Origin of the sequence: Winogradskyella sp. (genome assembly GCF_965228925.1) — a bacterium.
Taxonomy (GTDB): domain Bacteria; phylum Bacteroidota; class Bacteroidia; order Flavobacteriales; family Flavobacteriaceae; genus Winogradskyella.
In genome coordinates, this window is sequence record NZ_OZ245845.1 from 631,076 (window position 1) to 656,918 (window position 25,843).

At 39.0% G+C, this 25,843-nt stretch carries 23 protein-coding genes; 12 read left to right on the top strand and 11 right to left on the bottom strand.

Annotated features, from left to right (window positions below; genetic code table 11):
* Window positions 1-42 precede the first annotated feature (42 nt).
* From ACO052_RS02435 to ACO052_RS02455, 5 genes are all read right to left on the bottom strand, one after another.
* Window positions 43-894, bottom strand: coding sequence for a helix-turn-helix domain-containing protein (locus ACO052_RS02435; RefSeq protein WP_422106426.1), 852 nt, complete (start codon window positions 892-894; stop codon window positions 43-45).
* Window positions 895-933: 39 nt separating this feature from the next.
* Window positions 934-1,800: a hypothetical protein gene (locus tag ACO052_RS02440; protein ID WP_422106427.1), complete on the bottom strand. Its 867-nt coding sequence runs from the start codon at window positions 1,798-1,800 to the stop codon at window positions 934-936.
* Between the two features lie 89 nt (window positions 1,801-1,889).
* A complete protein-coding gene (locus ACO052_RS02445; protein WP_422106428.1) occupies window positions 1,890-4,739 on the bottom strand; it encodes a glycosyl hydrolase in 2,850 nt (949 codons plus the stop codon).
* 123 nt (window positions 4,740-4,862) lie between these two features.
* Window positions 4,863-5,573, bottom strand: coding sequence for a LytR/AlgR family response regulator transcription factor (locus ACO052_RS02450; RefSeq protein ID WP_422106429.1), 711 nt, complete (start codon window positions 5,571-5,573; stop codon window positions 4,863-4,865).
* Complete coding sequence (locus tag ACO052_RS02455; RefSeq protein ID WP_422106430.1) at window positions 5,573-6,619, bottom strand: sensor histidine kinase; 1,047 nt, start codon at window positions 6,617-6,619, stop codon at window positions 5,573-5,575. Before ACO052_RS02455 ends, ACO052_RS02450 begins: the two co-directional genes overlap by 1 nt.
* A 28-nt stretch (window positions 6,620-6,647) precedes the next feature.
* Between ACO052_RS02455 and ACO052_RS02460 the strand changes: the two genes are divergently transcribed.
* Together ACO052_RS02460 and ACO052_RS02465 are read left to right on the top strand one after the other, a co-directional pair.
* The gene (locus ACO052_RS02460; RefSeq protein WP_422106431.1) at window positions 6,648-6,788 is read left to right on the top strand and encodes a hypothetical protein; all 141 of its coding nucleotides are present in this window, start codon (window positions 6,648-6,650) and stop codon (window positions 6,786-6,788) included.
* Between the two features lie 41 nt (window positions 6,789-6,829).
* Window positions 6,830-8,089: a hypothetical protein gene (locus ACO052_RS02465; RefSeq protein ID WP_422106432.1), complete on the top strand. Its 1,260-nt coding sequence runs from the start codon at window positions 6,830-6,832 to the stop codon at window positions 8,087-8,089.
* 114 nt (window positions 8,090-8,203) lie between these two features.
* On the opposite strand, the gene ACO052_RS02470 is transcribed toward ACO052_RS02465, so the two are convergent.
* On the bottom strand, window positions 8,204-9,964 hold the full coding sequence (locus ACO052_RS02470; protein WP_422106433.1) for a T9SS type A sorting domain-containing protein: 1,761 nt from the start codon (window positions 9,962-9,964) through the stop codon (window positions 8,204-8,206).
* A 103-nt stretch (window positions 9,965-10,067) separates the two neighbouring features.
* On the opposite strand from ACO052_RS02470, the gene ACO052_RS02475 reads away from it, so the two are divergent.
* Together ACO052_RS02475 and ACO052_RS02480 are read left to right on the top strand one after the other, a co-directional pair.
* A complete protein-coding gene (locus ACO052_RS02475) occupies window positions 10,068-11,360 on the top strand; it encodes an aminopeptidase P family protein (protein WP_422106434.1) in 1,293 nt (430 codons plus the stop codon).
* 6 nt (window positions 11,361-11,366) lie between these two features.
* Window positions 11,367-11,768 carry a (deoxy)nucleoside triphosphate pyrophosphohydrolase gene (locus ACO052_RS02480; RefSeq protein ID WP_422106435.1) on the top strand — a complete coding sequence of 134 codons (402 nt, stop codon included), beginning with the start codon at window positions 11,367-11,369 and terminating at the stop codon, window positions 11,766-11,768.
* Here ACO052_RS02480 and ACO052_RS02485 read toward each other — a convergent pair.
* The 4 genes from ACO052_RS02485 to ACO052_RS02500 form a co-directional block, all read right to left on the bottom strand.
* Window positions 11,763-13,727 (bottom strand): DUF2075 domain-containing protein, encoded by a 1,965-nt coding sequence (locus tag ACO052_RS02485; RefSeq protein WP_422106436.1) that lies wholly within the window; start codon window positions 13,725-13,727, stop codon window positions 11,763-11,765. The genes ACO052_RS02480 and ACO052_RS02485 overlap by 6 nt on opposite strands.
* Complete coding sequence (locus ACO052_RS02490) at window positions 13,728-13,997, bottom strand: helix-turn-helix domain-containing protein (protein WP_422106437.1); 270 nt, start codon at window positions 13,995-13,997, stop codon at window positions 13,728-13,730.
* A 152-nt stretch (window positions 13,998-14,149) separates the two neighbouring features.
* A complete protein-coding gene (brnQ, locus tag ACO052_RS02495; protein WP_422106439.1) occupies window positions 14,150-15,454 on the bottom strand; it encodes a branched-chain amino acid transport system II carrier protein in 1,305 nt (434 codons plus the stop codon).
* On the bottom strand, window positions 15,455-17,005 hold the full coding sequence (locus tag ACO052_RS02500) for a serine hydrolase (RefSeq protein WP_422106440.1): 1,551 nt from the start codon (window positions 17,003-17,005) through the stop codon (window positions 15,455-15,457).
* Between the two features lie 273 nt (window positions 17,006-17,278).
* On the opposite strand from ACO052_RS02500, the gene ACO052_RS02505 reads away from it, so the two are divergent.
* The 3 genes from ACO052_RS02505 (at window position 17,279) to ACO052_RS02515 (ending at window position 18,704) form a co-directional block, all read left to right on the top strand.
* Complete coding sequence (locus ACO052_RS02505) at window positions 17,279-18,076, top strand: alpha/beta fold hydrolase (protein WP_422106441.1); 798 nt, start codon at window positions 17,279-17,281, stop codon at window positions 18,074-18,076.
* A gap of 73 nt (window positions 18,077-18,149) precedes the next feature.
* Entirely contained in the window at window positions 18,150-18,386 is a 237-nt protein-coding gene (locus ACO052_RS02510; RefSeq protein WP_422106442.1) for a DUF1660 family phage protein, read from the top strand.
* An 87-nt stretch (window positions 18,387-18,473) separates the two neighbouring features.
* Complete coding sequence (locus ACO052_RS02515) at window positions 18,474-18,704, top strand: DUF1660 family phage protein (protein ID WP_422106443.1); 231 nt, start codon at window positions 18,474-18,476, stop codon at window positions 18,702-18,704.
* On the opposite strand, the gene thiL is transcribed toward ACO052_RS02515, so the two are convergent.
* Window positions 18,688-19,740 carry a thiamine-phosphate kinase gene (gene thiL, locus ACO052_RS02520; protein ID WP_422106444.1) on the bottom strand — a complete coding sequence of 351 codons (1,053 nt, stop codon included), beginning with the start codon at window positions 19,738-19,740 and terminating at the stop codon, window positions 18,688-18,690. The genes ACO052_RS02515 and thiL overlap by 17 nt on opposite strands.
* 114 nt (window positions 19,741-19,854) lie before the next feature.
* Between thiL and ACO052_RS02525 the strand changes: the two genes are divergently transcribed.
* The 5 genes from ACO052_RS02525 to ACO052_RS02545 are packed head-to-tail and all read left to right on the top strand — an operon-like array spanning window position 19,855 to window position 25,816.
* Window positions 19,855-21,078, top strand: coding sequence for a choice-of-anchor B family protein (locus ACO052_RS02525; protein WP_422106445.1), 1,224 nt, complete (start codon window positions 19,855-19,857; stop codon window positions 21,076-21,078).
* 60 nt (window positions 21,079-21,138) lie between these two features.
* The gene (locus ACO052_RS02530; protein ID WP_422106446.1) at window positions 21,139-22,587 is read left to right on the top strand and encodes a choice-of-anchor B family protein; all 1,449 of its coding nucleotides are present in this window, start codon (window positions 21,139-21,141) and stop codon (window positions 22,585-22,587) included.
* 45 nt (window positions 22,588-22,632) lie between these two features.
* On the top strand, window positions 22,633-23,967 hold the full coding sequence (locus ACO052_RS02535) for a hypothetical protein (protein ID WP_422106447.1): 1,335 nt from the start codon (window positions 22,633-22,635) through the stop codon (window positions 23,965-23,967).
* 4 nt (window positions 23,968-23,971) lie between these two features.
* Window positions 23,972-24,757, top strand: coding sequence for an MbnP family protein (locus tag ACO052_RS02540; protein WP_422106448.1), 786 nt, complete (start codon window positions 23,972-23,974; stop codon window positions 24,755-24,757).
* 3 nt (window positions 24,758-24,760) lie between these two features.
* A complete protein-coding gene (locus ACO052_RS02545; RefSeq protein WP_422106449.1) occupies window positions 24,761-25,816 on the top strand; it encodes a cytochrome-c peroxidase in 1,056 nt (351 codons plus the stop codon).
* Window positions 25,817-25,843 lie beyond the last annotated feature (27 nt).

The following is a 25,843-nucleotide window of genomic DNA, read 5'->3' on the forward strand; positions in this document are numbered from 1 at the left end:
TTATATAGAACTCAACTCAAAAAATTGTAGAAATGGGACAGCCTAATTTTCCAATAGCGTCCAAAAGGTATCCTCTGAACCGAGATGCGAAATATCTGCAAAAAACTTTTTAGGATTAAAACCCGTTACTTTCTTAAAATGTTTTATAAAATCTGACTGATCGTAATATTCATTCTCGTAGGTAAATTGGGTCAATTGAGGTTTTTGTTCTTTACTTTGATAAAGATTTAAGGCCCTTCTAAACTTAACTATAGTTGCAAATGCCTTTGGTGTACAATTTAAATGTCTTCTGAATAACCGCTGTAACGTTTTTCTGTTAATTCCTAATTCCCCTGACACATTTTGAATAGGCATATCTTTTTCTAATAAAAGAGATACTGCCTTAATAATCCTTTGCTCATTTAAGGGCTGTAATTCTGAACAAAAAAAATAATCCAAGTAATCAACTTTTTGTTCTATATGATCTGTGTCAAAAACCATATCCAAAAGATTGATAAATTCATCCCCAAAATAATTGAAGTTTAATATTGGGGTTTCAAGAACAATTTCTGATAAGGGCTCAGAAAAAAAATTATTAATCCCCAAGGGCTGAAAAACAACTCCCAATTTATTAAAAGGAGCATCAATCATAACTATTTGGCCTTCTGAAAGAATACCTGTATATCCGATCTCATATTTTTGACTTAAACAAGGTTTTGCATAGGAACAATTTTGTACGAGCTCAATTTTTCCATTTTTGTAAACCGTAAGTGCATTCTTGTAATGTGGATAAAAAATAAATTTTTTAGTATATCCTTTTTCAAATGATGAATTAAAATAATAATAAGCGATATACTTTCGTAGGACTTTATCTTTTGGCTTTACGGAAACATACTGTTCATCCCCTAATGTCATTTTTCACTTTTAACCATAATTAGGCAATAAAAATAGTATTTAATTAGAAACACTCGGAATCAATCCTCTCAATCCCATATCAACCACCTGCTCACCGGCAGAAGGCTCATACTTTCCATCGCTATTAACCTCGGTCCATTCAAAACTATTGTTAATTGAGAACGATAAGGTCACCGTAATATCCTCTGTTTCATCTCCTGTAATCGTAAATGGATTTGAAAACTCTCCGGTCACAACGCAAGAGCCTTGAGGTACAGGTGATGTGTCGAATAATGGATTAGGAACCGTCGTTGCCCCTTCTGGTGCCTGACCTTGAGAAGTGAATCCTAAAGCCTCAAAGGCCCAAAACCCTTGTAGCTTATCATCATTCACCTCTATACTACTTCCATTTAAATCAAAGGATGTGATATAATTATTATAGCCCACAAAACTTGCCAAGCGTCCTGTGACTTCACCAACATTATCCACTAAAAGCTGAATATCACCTTCCTGATAAGCTAATGATACTCTTACCCATTCGTAAGTTCCAGAGGCCACTTGACCCAAGGGGATACTTAAAAACACCTCGTCATCACCTGCAAAAATGGACTGCTGAAAATCTATAGCCATGTCTCCACCAGCATTCGTTTCCGCACCTTCATAGATGATTTCTCCCTGCCCCAATAGTGCTGTTGCCGTTGGTGCGAGCTCAATATAATTGGCACTCATGCTTTGAATAACTGGTGTTTGTGCAGCGTTACCATTAGGTATTACAGCTGGTTGTCCTAAGTTATCTAATCGCTGCTGATTAGGGTCAAAGTTGAGTCTAATGATAAGTTGAGGGTCTGCATTTGGATTGTCGTCATTATCATCACTGCAAGACAACACTGCGGTAAATACTAACAAAAGTAGGATACATTTTTTCATATTTGAATACGATTTGGGTTTTAAAAATACACTTTTTTTACACGCCTATGAGCTGCGCTCATAAGCGTCTTTTTAACTCATAATATTCATTATTTGACTTCCAACTTAGTCTTTGAGCCATCAATCTCAACTGTATAAACGCCTTTTGGCAAGTAATATTTTTCATTGCTGGCTTTATTAATATCTATACTTGTGTTTTCTTTCATCAAAGCCTTTCGCCCTTTTTCCGTAAGCTCTAAATTATAGTCGATATAATTAAAGCCCTTATCGGCTTTGACCTTCATACGATGTAATGCAGCTCCTTTTTCAGAGAGAATGTTTATAGTTTTTTCACCTGAGGTATTACTATAAAATTGAATGGTTTTTTCTGGCTCATAAGCCTCTAACCATTTGCTCCAAGAACTTCCCCAGCGACTCGAATGGCGAATGGGACTCACATCAAAAATGGTAATGGCCTTTGACTCCAGGTCCGCATTCATCTTCTGAAGTGGCGCTATATGGGCCTTATAAATACTTCGACCGTGCGTACCAAGCAACAAATCTTTAGCTTCGGGCTGAATAACGATATCATGAACAGCAACATTTGGCAAACCATTAGAAAACACCTCCCAAGAAGCACCTCTATCAAAGGAGACATAAGCTCCATTATCGGTCCCTAAATACAAGATATTGTCATTCTCAGAATCCTCTCTTATGACATTCACTGGAGAGGCCGGAATATTAGTGCCAATAGCCTTCCAAGTTTGCCCATAATCATCGCTCATGTAGGCATAGACTTTAAAATCATCCCAGCGGTATCCATTTAAGGTGACATAAACGCGTTCTTTTTTGTGCTTGGAAGCCACAACACGGCTCACCCATAAATCCTTAGGAAATGTATTTGAAATCTTGGTCCAACTGCCCCCAGCATTTTTAGTAACGTGTAATAAGCCGTCATCACTTCCAGCATAGATTAAACCAAATTGAAACGGGCTCTCACTGATCGTTGTCAAGGTACCGTAGGCAACATTGCCTTTTTTTCCTCCGTTGGTTAAATCCTCACTAATGGCTTCCCAGTCGTTGCCTTGATTCATGGATCGCATTAACTTATTGCCCCCTAAATACAAGATATCTTGATTGTGTGGTGACAACAAAATTGGGGTCTGCCAATTAAAACGGTATGGATTTTCACCAAGGGTATGTTTGGGTTGAATATACTTGCGGTCTTGAGTTTCTAAATTCAATCGATAGTAATTTCCAAACTGAAAACCTGTATAGACGATATTCGAATTTCGATTGTCGATCTCAACTTGCATCCCATCACCACCCATGATGGCTTTCCAAGGATATTGCCCTTGTTGATGCCAACCCTTGTCTTCGCGAGCGTTATGTGCTCCTTTCCAAACACCATTGTCCTGTAAACCTCCATAAACATTATAGGGTTTTTCATTATCTGCATTTATGGCATAGAACTGACCCACGGAAGGGGAGTTATTCTTTATCCAGTTATCGCCATCGTCATAGGTGATGTTAACACCACCATCGTTGCCATCTATTAAATGATTTGGATTTTTAGGATTAATCCAAAGTGCATGATGATCGGCATGAACATTTTCTGCACTAATAGAGGTCCAGGATTGCCCACCATCTTTGGATTTTACTATTGGCACTCCATAAATATAAATATGGTCTTCATTGACTGGAGAAACATGGATATGCCCAAAGTAATAACCATAGCTAAAATAAATCCCATCTAGGTAATCATCATGGGTTTTCTTCCAAGTTTTTCCACCATTTGTACTTTTATAAACCTCAGCACCGACGACAGGAGTGTCGAACAATAAGGTATTGGCATCTTCCAAATACTTAGCTAAATCCACTGGCTTCACATTGCCCGAGCGCACCATCTGCTTTACATTTTCGGCTCGGTATTTTTCCTGAAACCCATTGGTCTTTAAAAAGGTATTTAGCTTTTTATCATCCAATGCAAGGAAATCCTCATTAGACATGGTTTTAAAATCATCCTTTGTTAAACCTCTTTTGGTTGCTGAGCTTGTCGAAGCGTCATCGGGCCGTCTAAACTGACTATCGTGTACGGCATAAACTACATTATCATTGTATACGGCTATTCCAATACGTCCTACACCTTCACCCGTCGGGAAACCACTGTTTTCAGTAGATACTTTGGCCCAAGTGTCTCCAGCATCGGTACTTTTATAAATCCCAGAATTGGTACCGTTCCCCGTAAAGTTCCATGCTTTTCTATCTTTAGTCCAAGAAGTAGCATACATCACATTGTAATTATTGGGACTATGTTGTAAGTCAATAATGCCGCTCATATTATCCACAAATAATGTCTGTTTCCAGGTGGTTCCGCCATCAGTAGTTTTATAAACCCCACGTTCTGTATTTGGAGAATATAAATGTCCTGTGACACCGACAGTAATCACGTCAGGATTATCTGGATGAATTAAAATCGGAGCAAAATGGTGTGCATCCATAAGGCCTATATTAGTCCATGTTTGACCATTATCTGTCGATTTTAACAAGCCAATTCCTGCATAAGACGAACGTGAAGAATTATTCTCACCAGTCCCTACATAGATGGTTCTGCTCGGCCAATGTACCGCAATATCACCGACATTCTGCGTGTCTGAATTATCCAAAATTGGCGTAAATGAAGTGCCATTATTCGTTGTATGCCAAACTCCTCCCGACGCATAGCCCACATAAAACTCAGATGGCATATCTGGGTTGACCTCCAAATCAACCACTCGACCACTCATAATGGTCGGTCCTATATTTTTAAAAGGCACATTTTTTACTAATGACGATTGCGTCATAGCGTTCTTTTGTGCTAAAGCCTGTTTTACGATTTCGGCAGAGGTCGCTGGTTGTTGTGAAAAGACTAGTGTTGTAGTGAGACCTACTACAAACGAAAGAAATTTTGAATACGGCATTAGAGTTCGATTTTTAGTGGCATGAAATTAATGAATATTGCGAGAAGCATCAAAAAAGTCCATGGGTAAATAGAAGCCAAGCCACATTTTAACACCTGTCATCCTTAATAAAGTCCCTTCAAGCTATAGCTGCCGCCTATTGATCATTTCAAAAAAGGACTTTCGATACCTATTGCCGATGGGTAGCTGTCGCTCTTCGATCCAAACGGCATCATTTTCTATTCTTGTAATATGTGCTAAAGCAAGGATATATGACTTATGAATTTGAATGAATTGATTATTTGGCAAGCGTTCGGATAGATGCTTTAGGGTGCTATATGTAATAATCTGTTCTTCTTTTAACTGGACGGAAACGTAGTTCTTTAAGCCCTCAACAAAAAGAATGTCTTCTAAAAACACCTTGTTAAAATTATGTTTTCCATCGGTCTTTATAAAAATATAGGCTTCGGTATCCCCATTCGAAACCAATACCTCCCGTTCTGAAGGCAAAACCTTAGACACGGCCTTATAAAAACGTTCAAAAGCGATGGGTTTAAGCAAATAATCTACTGCCGCAACTTCGTAACTATGCAGGGCGAATTCAGAGTAAGCGGTTGTAAAAATAATTTTTGTTTTCGGGTTGATAATTTTGGATAGCTGCACCCCTGTGAGTTGCGGCATTTGAACATCTAGCAAAACCAAGTCCACACTATTTGATTCTAAATAGGCCAAGGCTTCAAGCGGCTTGGTAAAGGAGGTTAGAAAATTTAAAAAAGGAACATCTGCAATATAGCGCTCCAACAATCTAATGGCCGCTGGTTCATCATCGACAATAATACAGCTTAATTTTTGCATTATAATGGCAGTTTTAAATAGGCTTTGTAAACCCCTTTTTCTTTTACGGAATGGAGTGTAAATCGTTCCCCAAATAAGAGCTCTAATCTCCTCTTTATGTTTTTTGTCCCAATACCTTTATCCATATAATTCTCTGAAGGGTCTACGGCATTTTCGGTTTTAATTTCCAGGCTGTGCTGATTAATGTTGACTTCAATGTTTGCGGGTTGTGCAGCATCGTTAATAATCCCATGTTTGCATAAATTTTCGACAAAATGAATTAACATCAAAGCTGGTACCTTTTGCACTTCAACCTCTCCTTTTATTTCAAAATCAACATAAAACTCATCTTCATAGCGCTTCTTGTAAAAATAAAGATAGTCTTTAATAAATGCTATTTCCTTATGCAAGGGCATATAGTTTTCCTTGGCGTCATAAGTCACATACCTCAGCAAGTTGGAGAGCTTTAGAATATCATCGGCCGTTTCGGGCTTGTCTTCGTAGAGATCTGAATAAAATCCATTTAGAGTATTGAACAAAAAATGTGGACTTATTTGGGATCGTAACATCGCCATTTGAGCATCTTGATGCTCTAATTGAATCTGATGTATTTTAGACTTGTTTTCATTGAATCTAAAGAACAAAAACATAAGACTACTAAATAAACATGGTCTGATGCTGTACACAGCACTATCGGTCAAATAAATAGCGACGATATTAGGCCGATCGAGATTGTAATTGTGAAAGTCGAACAGGGCTAGCAACAAAACTTCCTCTAAAAGAAAACGGATACCGGCAAAACAGAAGACCATAACAATGAAGGACAAGCCATATTCTACAATTCTATTAGGTTTTAAAAATCGCGGAGCAAACACCAAATAATTAATGGTATATACCGAAAAATAAGCGATATGCATCGTTGTAAAAAGTAGTATGGACCCTGGATTAAACCAAATATCGGTAGGCTGATTAAAAATGACATCGTTAGAATATTCCCAAGTGACACTGACGACCATAAGGAGTATGGCAAAAACGATATTGTACTTTAATTCTTTAGATAATCGCATAACGCGAATTTAGCAGGATTCTGCGTAAATGACATTAGGATTACACCAGCTTTGTGTTTTGTCGTATCAACCTATGTGTTTTCAGGACAAACGCATTGCTATAAAAATAACCCTTATTGATGGTGTTTTCAATACGACTCGTGTAAATAGCTATGGTATGGGCTGCTAAGGATAGTATCCTTGTAGTCATATAATTTAAAACAGCATATCATGAAAAACACAGTTACCATAGTTGCATTGCTCATTAGTCTTGTATTGAGCGCTCAAAAAGAAGCTAAACCATTGGATACCGAACTTCTAAAAACGTTTACGAACTACTTTACCATTAATGAAGGTGAATTGCGTGGAAAGGGTGCCCAAGTCCTAAAGGATGTTATTCGCAATTCCCAATTTGTGGTTTATGGAGAAATACATGGATCAGAACAGACCTCTATTATCAACGAAGCTTTAATGCCAATTCTTGCGGATTCTGGATTCAAGTATTTCGCTATTGAAGTCGGACCGCACTCAGCAGAAAAATTAACGGCACTTGCAACCCCTGCAGAAAAAACGATAGCCCAGTTAAAGGCATTCAATTCGGCTTATACCGTAGTACAAGGAGAGGAAGCTGCAGTACCTATTCCATTTTTTGACAACCTAGGCGATGCTAGATTTTTACAGGCGGCACGCCGTAATGGTATGCAGCTTTGGGGACTTGATCAAGAGTTCTATTTTTCGGCCTTTTACTTAATGGACGAACTGACAAAGACAGCCAAAAACGACCCCAGCCACCAAACTATTGTTCAATTACAAAACCAAGCCAAAGCCATTATGTTCAAACACTTTATGGCAGAGTTTAAAGAGGAAAACGATGGCGCCTATAGTCTCATAATTAAAGAGCCTGCTGTAGAAAATTATTTTAAGGCTTTTGATGCCTCTAACAAAAAGGCACAAGCCATTATTAAGGATTTAAAAATCAGTTGGGAGATTTACATCAATTGGAGAAACGATTCTCACGTCGACCGCATCAGCTATATGCGCGACAACTTTATGAGAAATTACAACGACGCACTAAAGACCGAAAAACAACCTAAGGTCTACACTAAAATAGGAAGCTTGCATGCCCGTAAAATTTTGTCGAATGGCGCCTATGACATTGGAGAACTGGTGCAGTCTTTAGCAGAAGAAAATGGTACGGAAGCCACCACTATTGGCTCATGGCGACCCTATGAAATTGCCGAAGATGGCAGCATCATCAATTACTTTGAAAAATATAAGCGGAGCTATAAGCGCTACAAAATATTCATGCCACTGGCCAAACAAGACCAATGGACTATAGTGAATTTAAAAGCCATCAGAACCGCTATAGAAAATGGAGCTATTGTACTCCCTAAGGATGGCTCGTATCACAAGCTAAGACAGCTCGTTTATGCCTACGACTATCAGTTAATGCTGCCTGCAGACTTACAGACGGTTCCCAATCGTATGTAAACTCATAAGCCCTAACCGTAATGATAGTTTTATAGACAAAACCCTTTCTTGCATCAACAAAAAAAGGTAGCTTAAAGCTACCTTTTTTAATATTTTACGTTACGAGTTACAGTCTTACTCGATAACAATCTTTTCAGTGATTGAGGCGTCATCGCTGCTTACCATCAAAAAGTACACCCCTTTACTTATAGTGGTCAAGTCAATTTGATTGAGCGGTGTATCAGCTAATTCCTTTCTTAGAATAAGTCTGCCATTAACATCGTATATACGAGCACTATCTAAAGTTATAAATCCTGAATTATTAATATAGACCCTACCATTGGATGGATTAGGATAAATACTAATAGCCGCACTTAGCTCTTCCGAAGACACGGATAATACGGAACAGTCAAAATCTAGCATCAATGGGGCGCCGCAGGCCGCCGCCGACGTACTTCTGGTATGCACATCACCCGCACCACTAATATCTCCGGCACTTAGATTACGCTGCGATTCACCATTCGATAATGCAAAGTGCATGACAACATTGCTATCAATGACATGGTCCAATTGATGTCCGTGACCCAATTCGTGTACGGCGACACTTTCAAAATCAAATTCGGTAAATGCTGGAGCTGTAGGGCCGTATTCCCAATTGGTCCCATCATCAAACGCAATATCCAGTTCGTCAACATACCAATCCAACACAGTTCCTCCGTTAGTAAGACATCCTGAAAATCTTGATGTGCAACGCCCAAGAACACCATTAGGCAACTCGCCGCCATTATCAAAGCGTACAATATTAACACCATCGTCAGCTACAATGTCAGTGGCCGTCACCGCACCAACAGTCCAATACACATCCGTAGTACAACGCCAGGTATCCAAAGCCCTAATAAATGAAGCATTGGCCGAAGTATTGGCATCAAAATCCGTAAACATCTGCCAAGTGTAACCACCATTACTATCGTCGTTAACATGTTGGGTATTATAGGCTATATTGGTCCCAGCTGAAATTGCATCAGAAACGATATTAATTTGTGCATATTCAATAGTTAAAGTCTGTGGTGAAGTCCCTAGAATCGAATTTCCCGCCGAATTAATAATAGCCACTTGCCCTGTACCTGCTTTAGATGGAATCTGTACGACAATTTGGGTATCGGACCAGCTAAGAATCTGTGTTGCTATGGCTGTCGTAAAGGTCGCACCGCCGTCATCAGAATTGGCAAAGCCAATATTTTGCGCAGTTGTACCGAAGCCTGAACCATTAATGGTCAGCTCTGTGAAAGTACCTGCTGTAGCCGTAGTTGGACTTATAGACGCGATACTTAAGGTTCCCCTATTAGCCGATACATCAACACTAAAGTCTTTCATATTAGTATAACCCGTATTAGTAAGCCCTGTTACAGTCGTATAAAAATCAGTGATTCCTTCTCTTACACGATATGGATTTACAACGGTATTGTTAAATAGGTTGTACTCGTAAAACCCTTGGGCATCACTGTAGGCTTTAAATGCTGCGTGTTGCGTTGGAATAGCAGTCGTATTCGCGGTGAGCAGAAAAATACCAACATCGTGCGTATTTAATTGTAAACTCGGGGTTACCAATTGAGCCTCTAAGCCCACCGTTCCACCTGGAGTTACAACTTCGATCATAGACAATTGCTGGCCTTTAAATACTTTATAAACCTCAATAACATTGACGGTGTAAATATTTTCCCGATTAGCATCCCAAAATGATTTTTTTGAGATAACTTTACCTTCAATAATTTGAGATGAAGCTTGAACCTGAGTGGCCAAAGGCACTTTAAAAGTCAAATCATGGGCAATTACGGTATACTGTCCCGAGAGCAGGCAACATACCAGTAGGAACAGTTTTAGAGTAATTTTTTTCATAGAGTAAGGTTTTGGTTAATTACATTTCAACGAACAAATATAACAATTTATCGATGTTTTTAAAGAAAAACTTCGTTTTTGTCACTTGTAATACGACATACTCATGAAATACGATCTAATAGACTCCCAACTTTTTATCAAGAACCGCAACAACTTTATGGCTCAGATGAGTCCCAATAGTTTAGCGGTATTTAATTCTAATGATATTTACCCCGTGAGTGCCGACAGCACCTTGCCTTTTGCACAGCACCGGGATATCTTTTATTTAAGTGGAGTGGATCAGGAAGAGAGTATTTTGGTCTTGTTTCCCGACTGTCCTAAAGACAAACATCGCGAGATTTTATTTCTTAAAGAGACCAACGAACACATTGCCATTTGGGAAGGTGAAAAATTAACCAAGGAAGCAGCATTTAAGACTTCTGGTATCAAGACCGTCTATTGGTTACAGGACTTGGAAAAGGTGATGTTTGAGCTGATGACCCAATGCGATACCGTGTATATCAATACCAATGAACACTACCGCGCCAATGTGGAAACTGAAACACGTGAAGCTCGCTTTACCAAATGGTTAAAAGGTAAGTATCCGGCCCATGCTGTGGCTAAGAGTAATCCCATCTTACAACGCCTACGTTCAGTAAAAGATCCTATTGAGTTAGCGCTTATGCAAAAAGCTTGTGATATTACCGAAAAGGGCTTTCGGCGTGTGCTCAATTTTGTAAAGCCCGATGTTTGGGAGTACAATATCGAAGCGGAATATATGCACGAGTTTTTAAATAACCGTTCTAAAGGTTTTGCCTATACGCCCATTGTGGCCTCGGGCAATAATGCCAATGTCTTACACTATATTGAAAACAACCAACAATGTAAAGCAGGGGACCTCATCTTAATGGATGTGGGTGCTGAATATGCCAATTACTCAAGCGATATGACGCGTACCATTCCTGTATCTGGAAAGTTTACGGACCGGCAAAAAGTCGTGTATAATGCGGTCAATCGCGTAAAGAACGAAGCCACCAAAATGCTAGTTCCCGGAACGCTTTGGGAGCAATATCATGTGGAAGTCGGCAAACTTATGACTTCTGAACTCTTAGGTTTAGGCTTATTGGATAAAGCGGATGTACAAAACGAAAACCCGGATTGGCCTGCCTATAAAAAGTACTTTATGCATGGCACCTCCCACCATATCGGTTTAGACACCCATGATTATGGTTTGCTCCACGAACCCATGCAAGCCAATATGGTCTTTACTGTTGAACCTGGTATCTATATCCCCGACGAAGGTTTTGGCATTCGACTGGAGGATGATGTGGTCATCCAAGATAGTGGAGCCCCGTTTAACCTGATGCGAAATATTCCTATTGAAGCGGAGGAGATTGAGGAGTTGATGAATTTTTAAGTTATTTTGAAAACTATACCAGTCACATGTGCTATTATCCGTTTTAAGGATAAAATTCTAGCTGTTCAAAGAAGTGAAACAATGAAGCTCCCATTGAAATGGGAGTTCCCTGGTGGAAAAATAGAACATGGAGAATCTGAAGTTGACTGTATAAAAAGAGAAATAAGAGAGGAATTGAATATTGAAATTCAAGTAAATAAGAGGTTCACTCCTGTTAGACATGAATATCCAGATTTTAAAGTTCAATTAATTCCTTTTGCTGCAAATTATGTGTCAGGAGATTTAAAACTGAAAGAACATTCTGATTTTGTTTTGTCTAAAAAAGAAGACTTGAAGAATTTGGACTGGGCTGAAGCAGACTTACCTGTTTTGAATGAATTCATGAATCAGTTTGAGGATGTACTATAATTCTTTGATGCCTATTTCTTTAAAATAATCCCAAGTTTTATTGTAAAAACTATTAGGCCTTGTATGGTCCAAATCTGAACCAAATGGCAAAAATAATACCATTCCCTGTCGAGCTCTAGTCATTAAAACTCTATAGGTGTTTTTGAGGTAGCTTTTACTAATTTCTTGATTGATATTCAACCATTTAGTCCCCTTAAAACTTTGGTATTTCCAACTATTATTAATAATATGGAAATTCGCACCCCAAGCAACACAGGTGTAATCGATCTCTAGACCTTGTATATCAAATTCTGTCGCAATATTTTCAAGAAAATTTGACGACCTGATGTCTACATCATCATTCAAAAACCAATCAGGTGCAGAGATTTCATTTTTTACGTCTATGCCTAGAGGTTTTAATCTTCTTGCGCCCGATGAAGCAATTATACCTATTCGTTCAGTACCTTTTGCCTTTGACCTTAACCAGCTTTTAGCTAATTCAAAATTTCTAGTAATATAAATAGGGAAATCATGATATATTTGACAATATAGTTCCTTTGCCTTATCCTTATTTAGTTCTAAAAATTCATGAACAAATTCAGATAATTTTTCAGACCTAAAAGAACGAAGTGAGACAGCCAAGTGTAAATCTTTTTCTTGTTTCGCATTGGAATATAGCCACTCTTTTTTATCAATAGACTTAATATAATTGATACTATCTGTAATTAAATCTGAATAATGTACTTCCCAATCTTGATAATTATACTTAAATGTATTTATCCATTCTTCCAATCCAGCCTCACCAGTGTTTATCTCTTGTCCACCACCAATTAAACACACCACTACACACCAGTCTTTATGTCTATTCATGACATCTATCAAAAACTCAGGCTCAGACATTTTAAAATTCTCAATCCCCTTTTTCCTCTTCATAAATGAACTTACTTGGTGCTCTGTCCAAGCTCTTTGAGCTTCATCAAAAACTACTACTCTTTCAATTGGTTCTATATTATTTTTTAAGTATTCATCTCTAAAATGATGAATGTTTTGAATGAAAGCATTTGTCTTTCTTTTAGTTTCGGTCTTGGTTGTAACCTTTCCATTTTCTCTGGTATTCTTGACTGAATCTCTAGTCAACGCCTCCCTTAATACATCTACCAATGGTCCATTTCCTGAAAGAAAAACAGCATGCTCATTTTCGTCTGTTTTCATTCTTTCATTAGCAATTTTTAAACCTGCCAAAGTTTTTCCTGCTCCAGGCACGCCTGTCACAAAACAAATAGTTTTTTTTCGATTGGCTTTTGAATCTTCAATAATCGTATTTAAACAACTTGTGGTTTTAGATAAATTTATTGCGCCGGCATCCGATCGAGAAATTTCTTCAACTTTATGTCCTTTGTACAATGCTTGACATGCCTCAACAATTGTGGGAGTCGGTTTATAGATTGCGTTTTCCCATAAATTAATATCAATTTTTACCTGTTCTGGCAGTAGAAACTTTTCAATTGTTTGTTTGATTCCATGCTTATTACATTTTGCAACATTATCTAATTCTATTATACTATCTACATCAATATACTCATTGGCAGCATTAGTCGAAACCAGAACTGGTATCAACTTCAAATAATGACTTCCTTCGTGAAAATTTCTTAAATCCAGTGTATAATCAATAACTTGTCTTTCTGCATGTTTTGCGTATTTATCATCTCCTACTTTAAACTCTACTATGAAAACACAATCATCAACAATAATTATATTATCAACTCTTTTCCCCATTCTAGGAATTCCAAATTCAAAATAGATTGAACCTTCTAGACCCTGTAATTCTTTTTTAAGAACATCAATTTGCTTTACCCATGAATTCTTTTGCAAATCTTCGAGAGAGCGATTACTATGATTAAGACTTAATTGTCCTAAAATCACGTTAGAATCCTCTATTAAAAATTCTGAAATTGAATTTTTGTAGTACGCTCTATTCATCTAATTATCCTTTTTAAATTGATAATCTTTAAAGGATAATTTTGAACTGCTATCACTAAAATCTAATAACTCATCAACATTTAATTCAAATGCCTTGGCAAAAACCAATATATTAGTCAATGAAATATTGCGTTCACCACGTTCAATCATTCCAATATATGTTCTATGAAAACCTGTAAGAAAAGATAGTTTCTCTTGGCTTAATCCTGCTTGAGTTCTTAGATACCTAACACGATTTCCAAATTCTTGAAGTATAAATTGATTTATCATTAATCAAAACTATACTTATTGTATGCAGGATTCAACATACAATAAGTATAGTTTTGATTCCCAAAAACAAACAACCGCTCCACACTCTCTGTAATCGATAGCTATTCCGCATGCTAAGAAAAAGTCGCTTTCGCACCTTTTTCCCATATATTTCACGCAGTTCTCCCCTTTGGCTGTACCAAAACCGTAATGACAAAAGCCAATAATGCGGGTAAGACCCAACCTAAACTATGCTGAGCCAAAGGCATATAATCCGTCACGTTTTTCAAACTTTCCGATGGACTAATAAAACCAATCACATCGGGGATACTACATATAAAGGTGACTATAACCACGACTCGAAATACCAATGGCGTAGCGATGCTTTCAGATAATACGTTAAGAAGTATCAGTACAATAGTAATGGGGTAAATAAACAGCAATACGGGATAAGCAATAACAATAATATCGTGAAAGTTCATCTGCCCAACGCCTATGCCTGCAAGACAGGCTATGATAGCGGTGATCACATAAGCGGTTTGGGAGGCCTTAAACAAGCCTCTAAAATAATCGGCCGTGCCTGCTACAATACCTACCGCTGTGGTAAAACAAGCCAAAGAAATAAGAATACTCAACACCGTATTTCCAAAAGTCCCTAAAGCAGCAATACTAATCCCGCGGAGCAAATTAGCACGTTGCATATCAGTGCTTAAATCTGTGTTGACTTCTATTTCTGAACCGTAATAAGCCCCTGTGGCAATGAGTCCTGCGTAAATCAAAAATAAACCGGCACCAGCAATAAAGCCTGATTGTCTAATAAGTTTGCGCTTCGATTCAAACGCACTCACCTTCATGTTTTTAAAATTCAAGGAGATAATAATGACAGCTCCAACCACAACAGCCCCTATAGCGTCAAAGGTCTGGTAGCCCTCTAATATTCCAGAAACAATGGGCGTTTCGAATGTTGAAGCCCCGGTAGTAAATGCTGACGAGGATAAGCCTATTCCGATAACCGCCAGCAACATAATGACAATAAACGGTGTTAAAAACTTCCCGATAAGGTTGAGGATTTTGGAACGGTTCAACACAAACACTAAAACCAGTGAAAAGTAGATAAAACTCGTCAGTAATGGATTAGTACCAAAGGCAGGGTGAATTGCAATTTCGTGTGTGGCAGATGCCGTGCGTGGCGAGGGTATGGCCACAGAAATCACATAAACGATAATACAGTATATGGAGCTAAACCACGGAGATACCTTTTTGCCAAAATCATACATCGTGCCTTGTAGTTTGGCATGTGCAAGGATGCCTATAATAGGAATAAGCACGGCAGTGATCATAAAACCTATGGTGACCCATAGCCAGTTTTGACCTGCATGATATCCCAATAATGGAGGTAATAAGAGATTTCCCGCTCCAAAAAACAAAGAGAATAGGGCAAAACTAGTGACTAAAAGTTCCTTTCGTTTAATGTTCACCTAGTCGGTCTTTTTAAGTTCTAAATCGTGAAAATCGAAACTGAAATCGGTAATTGGTGCTATGTATTTCATACTGGCCGAAACGGCATTTCCATTTTCATCAAAAGTAAACTGAACAAAGACATCGGCATCATAACTTCTATCATTCCACTTAGTGACAAACGTCGTCGCATTATAGGGTAACAATTCCCCAAATAAGCGTGGAGAGCGTATACACTTGATGCTGTAACCGTTCTCATTATGGGAAATGCTAATATCACCAAACCAATCATCGTTATAGGTCCCAACAATTTGCTCTGGTTTTGGAAGCTCCGGACTACCTTTTACTTCAGCAACCTTAGCATAAACATCAGCCTTTAGACCGTCGTTGTACTTTAGGTAATTCGTATTGCGCCCACCAAATTTTTCTAACCATTGCCTGTCCTCATAACCCAAATAACTGTCCTTAATGGTATTGGTAATGGTATGGAAGGCTAAACCATTCATTTGATTGGTCAACACCACAATGGCCAAATCCAAATCGGGTATCATGGTAAATTGTGTCACTGTACCTATTAAGCCACCGGTATGATAGACTTGTTTGTGGCCGCCTTTAACATCGGTTACAAACCAACCCAAACCATAACCCCTAAAATTAGAATTGTACCAATCTCCTGGGTATACAGTTAATGGTGTTTGTAATTGCCATAACTCATGAAACAAGCTCGAATCCAACAGACGCACACCGTCCTTAGTCACGGCATCATTCATTAAGAATTGGGCCCAGGTCATCATATCGTGAACGTTACTAACAATACCTCCTGCAGCATTAGCGGTTTCGCTCCAATCATGCGGAATTTGAATCACCTTTCCGTCGGCTCTGGTATGGGCATCAATGATATTGGATTTGTCTTCCACACGATTGTAAGACGCCTTGCTGCTGGTCATACCCACGGGCTTCATAATCTTAGTTTCAATAAAGTCTTCCCAAGACAAACCACTGACCCGTTTTAACACCTCTCCGGCAATGATAAACATATTGTTGTTATAGGCGAACTTACTCCTAAATGAGGTTTCGGGTTCTAAGTACTTCACATTATTAATCACATCTTGGACGATAAAGTCATTCCCTTCTGGAAAGAACATCAAATCCCCAGCGCCCAAGCCCATGCCGCTACGATGGGTAACCAAATCACGTACCGTGAAGTGTTCAGTGACCCAGGAGTCGTGCAATTGAAATTCGGGGATATACTTTCGTACAGGATCATCCCATTGTAATTTTCCAGCATCGATCATCATGGCCAAAGCAAAACAGGTAAAGCCCTTACTATTAGAAGCCACACCGACCAAAGTCTCGGAATTCATAGCTTCTTCTGTAGTCAATGAACGGACTCCGTGTCCTTTGGCATAAACCTCTTGTCCATCTTTATAAATACCTACAGAAATTCCTGGCACCTCAAAGGTGGTGAGTGTTTCTTGGATCAGTTTGTCGAGTTTGGCATCTTTAATTTGTGCCGAAAACGTCAAACTCATGGCAAAGAACGCCAAAATTAAAATTCGCCTTAAAATCATAAACAATTAAATTAATTCATCCATTCGTGTGATTTTCCTGACTCCGACTGTCTGTTCGCCCCTCAAAACTTTGGAAGGCTTGGCGCTCAGTCTGACAAAAAATTGTACCTGCCTTATCACAGACAGGTCGAGAACTTTTGTTCAAATAGTCTCGATACACCCTGATCCCGATAGCTGTCGGGACAGTCGCGACACTCGAATTGATGTTAAGTTAGTCTTTGGTAAAAAGTAAATATACTAAATGTTAGTCATGATTCTAGAGTAAAACTGTTTTTGACCTGTATCTTTGCCCTTATGATTATAGCCTATAAAAACAGTCATATCCATTATACGATTGCGGGTGAGGGACCTGCTATAGTTTTACTCCATGGTTTTTTGGAGACGGTTGACATGTGGCAGGATTTCAGTCCCCAATTATCAAAACAACATCAAGTAATTTGTATCGATTTATTGGGACATGGACAAACCGAATCTATGGGATATATCCATACCATGGACACTATGGCTGAAGTGGTTTTTGCAGTGCTTAAACATTTAAACATTAAAAGCGCTAAATACATTGGTCATTCTATGGGAGGTTATGTCGCTTTGGCCTTGGCCGAACAGCAGCCACAATTGTGTAAGGGTTTGTGTTTAATGAATTCCACCTTCGAAGCGGATGACGATCAGCGCAAACTCATGAGAGCACGTGCAGCTGAAATGGCAACAACCCATTATGACAATTTGGTACGAACCTCTTTTGCCAATCTGTTTGCGCCCGAAAGTCGCGAAACATATAAACAGGAGTTTGAAGCCGCCTTACGATTGGCCCTACAAACTCCAGTGCGAGGCTATATCGCCGCACAAAAAGGCATGGCATTGCGCCCTAATCGTCTCGAAGTTTTTAAAAGCATCCCCGGAAAAACACTGATAATTACTGGGCAAAAAGACACGCTCATTAATTCTAAACGCATTCAGGAACAGATTAAAAACACCCCTATTGTTCATAAGGAATTGTCCGAAGGGCACATGAGTCATATTGAGAATAAATCAGAATTATCTTACTTATTAAAACGTTTTATCGAAAAATAATTCTCTTAAACGTTGTTAATAACTTTTTTTACTATGTTTACATCATGTTGAACCTAACCAAGCCCCTGACCTTATGCCTAAATTATACTGCGAATTATTCGGTCATGATTACGAAGTGACCAAAAATGTTACCAACCACGTTAAAGAATACACTTGTAAGCGTTGCAAAAAACAACTGACCACCGATAGTAATGGTAAACTTACAGAGCTCACTCCAAAATATAGGGACATTAATTCTGCCCTAGAACGCATCTACAATAACCGGCTCATGCGTTTAAAGCAAAAATCAGTCACTTCATCGATTTGTTGATTGTTGACAACCTGTGAATAACTCTTTTTCTTATATTGGGAAGCCTAACTGTGACACTGACCCTAATTAAGAAAAATAGCAACCGCAATGAAAAACATTTACTGCTCATTATTTGGGCATGATTACAAAGTCTCCAAAGTTGTCACCTATCATGTAAAAGAGTATAAATGTACGCGTTGTTCGTCTGAAATGACCATAGATGGTAATGGTCAATTTACACCTCTCACGCCAAAACGAAAAGAAATCAATTCTGTACTCAACCGCGTTCACCTAAAACGCCTCGAAAAGAGTCAAAAAATTCTTATGGTTGATTATTAAGGGCATTCCAGCCTTTAGCAATAATCGGAATTTTTTCTTCGGCCCGCGTTACCAAATGCATGCCTTTATCTTCTTCCGTCATATACCCTATAACGGTTAAATTTGGATTACCTTTTATCTTAGGATAGTCCTCTTGCGCAATGGTCATCAACAATTCATAATCCTCACCACCGTTAAGCGCTATAGTCGTGCTATCGATATTAAACTCTTCGCAAGTCGCAATAACCTGAGGGTCTAATGGGATTTTGTCTTCATAAACATCAACCCCAACTTGGCTTTGCTTACATAGATGAAGGACTTCCGAAGACAAACCATCACTAATATCTATCATACTCGTCGGTTTAACATCTAGTTGCTCTAGCAATTCTACAATATCCTTACGCGCCTCTGGTTTTAACTGACGCTCAACAATGTACGTATACATGGATAAATCGGGTTGTGAATTTGGATTGACCTTAAAGACTTCCTTTTCACGTTCCAGAATTTGCAAGCCCATATAAGCACCACCTATATCGCCCGATACGACCAACAAATCATTGGGTTTTGCGCCCGACCTTAACACCTGCTTATCCTTCTCAACCTCACCAATGGCTGTGATAGAAATAATTAAACCCGAAGTGGATGATGTCGTATCCCCACCAACAACATCCACATTGTACAGTTCTGCTGCTGTACTAATTCCAGCATACAGCTCCTCAAGGGCTTCTAAGGGAAACCGATTCGAAACCGCTATGGATACCGTAATTTGTGTCGCCCTGGCATTCATAGCATAGATATCGGAAAGGTTAACCATAACCGCCTTGTAGCCTAAATGTTTTAGGGGCACATAGCTCAAATCAAAATGCACGCCTTCGACCAATAAATCGGTTGATACAACTGCGGCCTTATCGCCAAAATTTAAAATCGCGGCATCATCACCGATACCTTTAAGTGTCGATTTTTGACTAAGTTTAAAGTGGCTGGTTAAATGCTCAATAAGTTTAAACTCCCCTAACTCACTTAAAGGGGTACGCTTTGGGTTTTTATCCTCTATCATGCTGCAAAAATATTATCCTTTTTAAATATAAGCATCATTATTTGTGTTAATTACGTGTTATTCGCAACGAAGTGCGAAAATTACCGTAAATTGCTAAAAAAAAGTATGAAAAGTATGGCCCCTAAGACATTCTATAGTCCTGTTTTTGCCATCATTTTTGCGGTTTTTATCGTAGCCTCTTGTTCAGATGATGATGATAATACAACTACAACTGGCACCCAATTTCCATGTGTCAATGGATTTGCTGACGGTCATCCATGCAACGGCTTCGACTTGATGAGTCATATTCCTATTGACATTCTAGGCGGCCCAGGAGCCGAAGGCAACGATTCTTGGGGATGGACTGATCCGACAACTAATAATGAGTATGCTTTGGTTGGCACTACCAGTGGTTCTGCTTTTGTGGATATCACGGATCCTAGCAATCCTATTTTGCTAGGGACACTACCTACAGCCACATCTAATAATCCTTGGAGAGACATTAAAGTATACGATAACCACGCCTTCATCGTCAGTGAAGCACCAGATCATGGTATGCAGGTTTTTGATTTAACACGCTTAAGGAATGTCACAAATCCACCCGTGACTTTTGACGCAGATGGCCATTATGATGGTTTCGGCAGGGCTCACAATATCGTCATTAATGAAACCAGTGGTTTTGCCTATGCCGTTGGTACCGATACCTTTGATGGAGGACCTCACTTTGTAAATATTCAAAACCCAACGGCACCTGTAGCTGCAGGAGGCTATGCTGACGATGCCTATTCGCACGATGCTCAGGTCGTCACTTATAGCGGCCCTGATCCAGATTACACAGGTCGCGAAATCTTAATTGGAAGCAATGAAAATGTCGTGGTCATCGTCGATGTGACCGATAAAAGCAATCCAACCCAAATTTCAACAATTGGCTACAGTAATATTGGTTATACACACCAAGGTTGGTTTACAGAAAATATGGAATACTTTTTATTGGGTGATGAAGTGGACGAGATCAGTTTTGGAGGAAATACCAGAACCATCGTTTTCGATTTTTCCGATTTGGATAGTCCACAGTTTCACATGGATTATTTTGGACCAACCGCTGCTATTGACCACAATGGATACGTCGTTGGCAATACATTTTATATAGCTAATTATACGGCTGGTCTCAGAGCCATTGATATTTCTAATATTGATTCGGGAGTAATGACCGAATCTGGTTTTTTTGACACCTTTATTCCTACGAACAGTGTAACTTTTAATGGCGCTTGGAACATTTACCCATTTTTTGAAAGTGGAAATATTGTCGTCAGTGATATTGACGGCGGTTTATATGTAGTAAGACAAAGTAATCCTTAAGTTTAGGGTAATTCCAATTTCGGTTGTTATAATACTAGTATGACCTTTATAAATTTTGTTATGAAAATTAGAATATCAAATTTCTTAATTTTTGTCCTTATCGTTTCCCAATCTATTTGTGCTCAGACCAATTGCGTTAATGGTTTTGCAGGTGAATATCCCTGTAATAATTTAGATTTACTTTCTAACATTCCCATTTCGATACTTGCCAATACTAGCGGAAATCCTGAAGGAAGCGATGTTTGGGGGTGGACAGATCCTACAAACAACAAAGAATATGCTATTGTGGCAACAACAAACAGCACCGCCTTTGTCGATATCACAGACCCTATAAATCCTGTGTTTTTAGGACGATTAGACACCTCTGCCGGAACAAGTTTTTGGCGCGACGTAAAGGTATACAACGACCACGCTTTTATCGTCGCCGATTTGGTAGGAGCACATGGCATGCAAGTTTTTGACTTAAAGCGATTGAGAAATGTGGTAAACCCTCCTCAAACATTCACAGCCGATACCGTATATACAGGGGTGACGAGCTGCCACAACATAGTTATAAACGAAAGTATAGGCTACGCCTATTTAGTGGGCTGTAATACCTTTAGTGGCGGTCCGACCTTTATTGATATTTCTAATCCTACGAATCCTGTAGATGCTGGTGGTTATTCGGCCGAAGGGTATACTCATGATGCACAGGTCGTAACTTACAATGGCCCTGACACTGACTATACGGGGCGTGAGATTTTTATAGGAAGTAATGAAACCAAAGTCGTCATTTTAGATGTTACAGACAAAAACAACGTCATAAAAATTAGTGATATCTCGTACCCACAAGTAGGTTATACCCATCAAGGATGGTTCACCGAAGATCAACGCTATTTTATTCTGGGGGATGAGGACGATGAAGTCGATTTTGGCGTCAACACCAGAACTGTGGTTTTTGACTTTTCAGATTTAGATAACCCTGTACAAACATCTATTTATTTCGGACCTTCGGAAGCCATAGACCATAATGGTTATGTCTTAGGAAATGAATTTTATTTAGCTAGTTACAGGGCTGGCTTGAGGCTACTTGATATCTCAAATATTCAATCCACGACAAACCCTATGACAGAAATTGCCTTTTTTGACACCTATCCCGATAACGATTTTACGGCTTTTAATGGAGCGTGGAGTGTTTATCCCTATTTTAATAGTGGTAATATTTTGATTAGCGATATTGATAGAGGCATGTTTGTCCTAAGAAAGAATCAATCCTTATCGGTTGATGACAACACATACCAAGTCCGCTTTTCGCTATCACCTAACCCGACAAATGCGGAAGCTTTAGTTAAGGTTTCTCAAAACCAAATGATTGATTCCATTGAAATTTATAATCAATTAGGCCAACAACTATTTTCAAAACATAAGATGAATATTGGCGAAATCATTTTACCAACATCTAACTATAAGCCCGGTGTATATTTGGTCCGCATAAACAATAAAATAACCAAAAAATTAGTTGTCAATTAACACCCGCATGGATATGATGCAGTCTAAGGAAATGACCTAAATGCTATGAAAAAAAAGGCCACCATATTATCATTACTTTGCCTAACACTTTTAGCGATTAACTGCTCCGATGACGATTCAGAAGGACCTACTGAAATCGCCGGTGAAGTCAGTATGGTAACAACTTTGGGGGGCACAAATAACGACAGTGCACAGTCTGTTGTGGCCACGCAAGATGGTGGCTATGCTATTCTAGGCTTTACCCAAAGCAATAATGGTGACATTACTGACAAACAAGATGAAAGCTTTGATTATTGGGTTCTTAAGTTTGATGCCCAGGATAATTTGCAATGGCAAAAAACCTATGGTGGTGATGGCGATGATAGAGGGAACGACATCATTCAAACACAAGACGGCGGCTATGCCATTTTAGGCTTTAGTTTTAGTGCTAATGGCGATGTCACTGCAAATGCAGGTTTACAAGATTTCTGGGTGGCAAAGTTAGATCCCAATGGCAATATGAGTTGGCAAAAATCGTTTGGTTTTCAAGGGGCAGATTCCGGAATTTCTGTTATTCAGACTAATGATCAAGGTTACTTAGTTACTGGAATCCTCGATGTTACGGCCTCAGGTGGTGCCGGCGAAACATCAAGAAATTCGCAAAGGCATGCGGGCGGTGACTATTGGGTTTTAAAACTTGACAGTTTAGGAGACTTAGAGTGGAGCCGTTATTTTGGTGGCAATTTCACAGATACGCCAGAAGGTGCTGTTCAAACTAATGACAACGGCTATATTATAGCTGGAGGTTCGGATAGTAGTGATACTGATATTTCGGGCAATCTCGGCACATATGATTTCTGGGTGATTAGAATTACATCAACCGGAGATTTGGTTTGGGAAAAGTCCTTTGGCGGCAGTCAAATCGATGAGGCAAGGGCTATAGTGGGTACCGCAGACGGTAATTTTATGATTACCGGTGATACGCGTAGTACGGATAATGATATCTCCGAAAACAAAGGTGCTGCCGATTTATGGCTTGTTAAAATGTCTCCGGATGGCAACTTAATTTGGGAAAAAACGATTGGCGGAACCAACTTTGATGTTGCGAGGTCTATTGTTAAATCCCAAAATAACGGTTTTATCCTCTCGGGGAGTTCTCGTAGCAGCGATATGGATGTTGCTGAGAATAAGGGACAAAATGATGCTTGGGTGCTTAAAATTGATAACGACGGTGATTTACTCTGGGAACATACTATTGGAGGTTCAAATATTGACTTTTCATATGGCGTAACGGAATTGAACAATGGCGCTATCATTGCCGTGGGAGATACCACGAGTAATGATCAGGATATATTAGAAAATAAAGGATTTACAGATTTACTTTTAATAAAAATTGAATAATAAAATGGTTAGAAAATTTACACTCCTGTGGTGTGTAGCCCTATGCTTTTTTGCATGTGAGAGTGATGACAGCAATACAGGCAGCACACAACAAGCCTCACCCACCTTTACATTTACCCATGATTGGGATGGCACTCCAGTGAGTAATGCGGATTTTAATAATTTCATTTTTACAAATGCCAATGGGGAAACTATTAGTATAGAACGTTTACGCTATGTCATTTCAGATATTACCTTCAGGACCAATTCTGGCGAAGTTCTAAGTACCAATGTCCATAATTTAGTAGATGTCACCAATGATAATGGTCTGTCTTACACGCTTCCGAGTACCATTCCTATTGGAAATTATGCTAACGTGTCTTTTACTTTTGGCTTGGATAATGAAGATAATGCCCAAAATTATCTTGATCTAAATTCTGCAAACTTTAATGTGCCTGAAATGCTTGGTGGTGGTTACCATTATATGCAATTTGATGGTGAATTCATTAATTCTAATATGGAAGAAATGGGCTTTAACTATCATGCCATTAGAGCAGTTGATAATCCTGGTGCCAACCCCACCTTTCCTCAAGACACATTTTTCACGGTTAACCTTGGAGCCATTCCTATTACAAGTTCTACCGAAATTGAAATAAAAATGAATATCGCTGAGTGGTTTAAAAATCCAAATCTTTGGGATTTAAACGTCTATAATCAAATGCTGATGCCTAATTCTACTGCCCAAATACTGATGTTCGAAAATGGTCAGGCGGTGTTTAGCTTAGGTGAGGTTTCCCAACAAACAGAATAGAAGATGGAAAAAAGAGGGCTATGGCTATGCATTGTTTTACTTTGTTTGAGTTGTTCAAACGATGATGCTGGTTATGAACCTACAGCCATGCCTCTAGATATTCCTCAGATTCTTTCGAGTAATGTTATCCCTCCTGTCATTCCAACAGATAATCCTCAAACCGTTGAAGGTGTTGCTCTAGGCAAAAAACTTTTCTTCGACACTATTTTATCTGCGGATGGCACACAGTCTTGTGCCTCTTGCCACTCTCCTCAAAGTGCCTTTACGGATAACACCCCAACGAGTGTTGGTGTAGATGGCATAGCAGGTACCAGAAACTCCATGCCCATTTTTAATTTGGCGTGGAATTATAACGAACGCTTTGCGTGGGATGGAAAAGAATTGAGCTTAGAACGTCAAGCTGAAGAACCCGTGCAAAACCCTATTGAACTTCACAGTAACTGGGACGACGTTGTGGACCGTCTACAAGCGCATTCTGAATATCCCGAATTGTTTCAGTTGGCGTTTAAGACCTCAACGATCACCAAGGAACTCACTACTAAAGCGATTGCCCAATTTGAACGCACGCTGATTTCTGCCAATTCAAAATTTGACCAGTATACTTTAGGCCAAACCGATTTAACAGCACAAGAGTTAAACGGATTGGATATTTTCCTAAGGGAAGATAAAGGAGATTGCTTTCATTGTCATGGCAATCCAAATAACCCGCTATGGACCAATAATGATTTTCACAATAATGGCCTGGATGCCACCTTTACGGATCTGGGTTTAGGTGCAGTCACTGGAGATCCTAATGACAATGGTAAATTTAGATCACCATCCCTGAGAAATTTAGCCTATACGGCCCCTTATATGCATGATGGTAGATTTGCAACACTAGATGAGGTTATTGATCATTATAGTGAAGGGCTTCAGGACTCTCCGACCATAGATCCATTAATGAAGCAAATTGATCAAGGTGGTGTACAATTGACCGCTCAAGAAAAAGCCGATTTAAAGGCCTTCTTATTAACGCTATCGGATCCGTCATTTATTAATAATCCAGAGTTTCAAAATTAAAATTTGTAAGAATAATCTGTTAAAAAC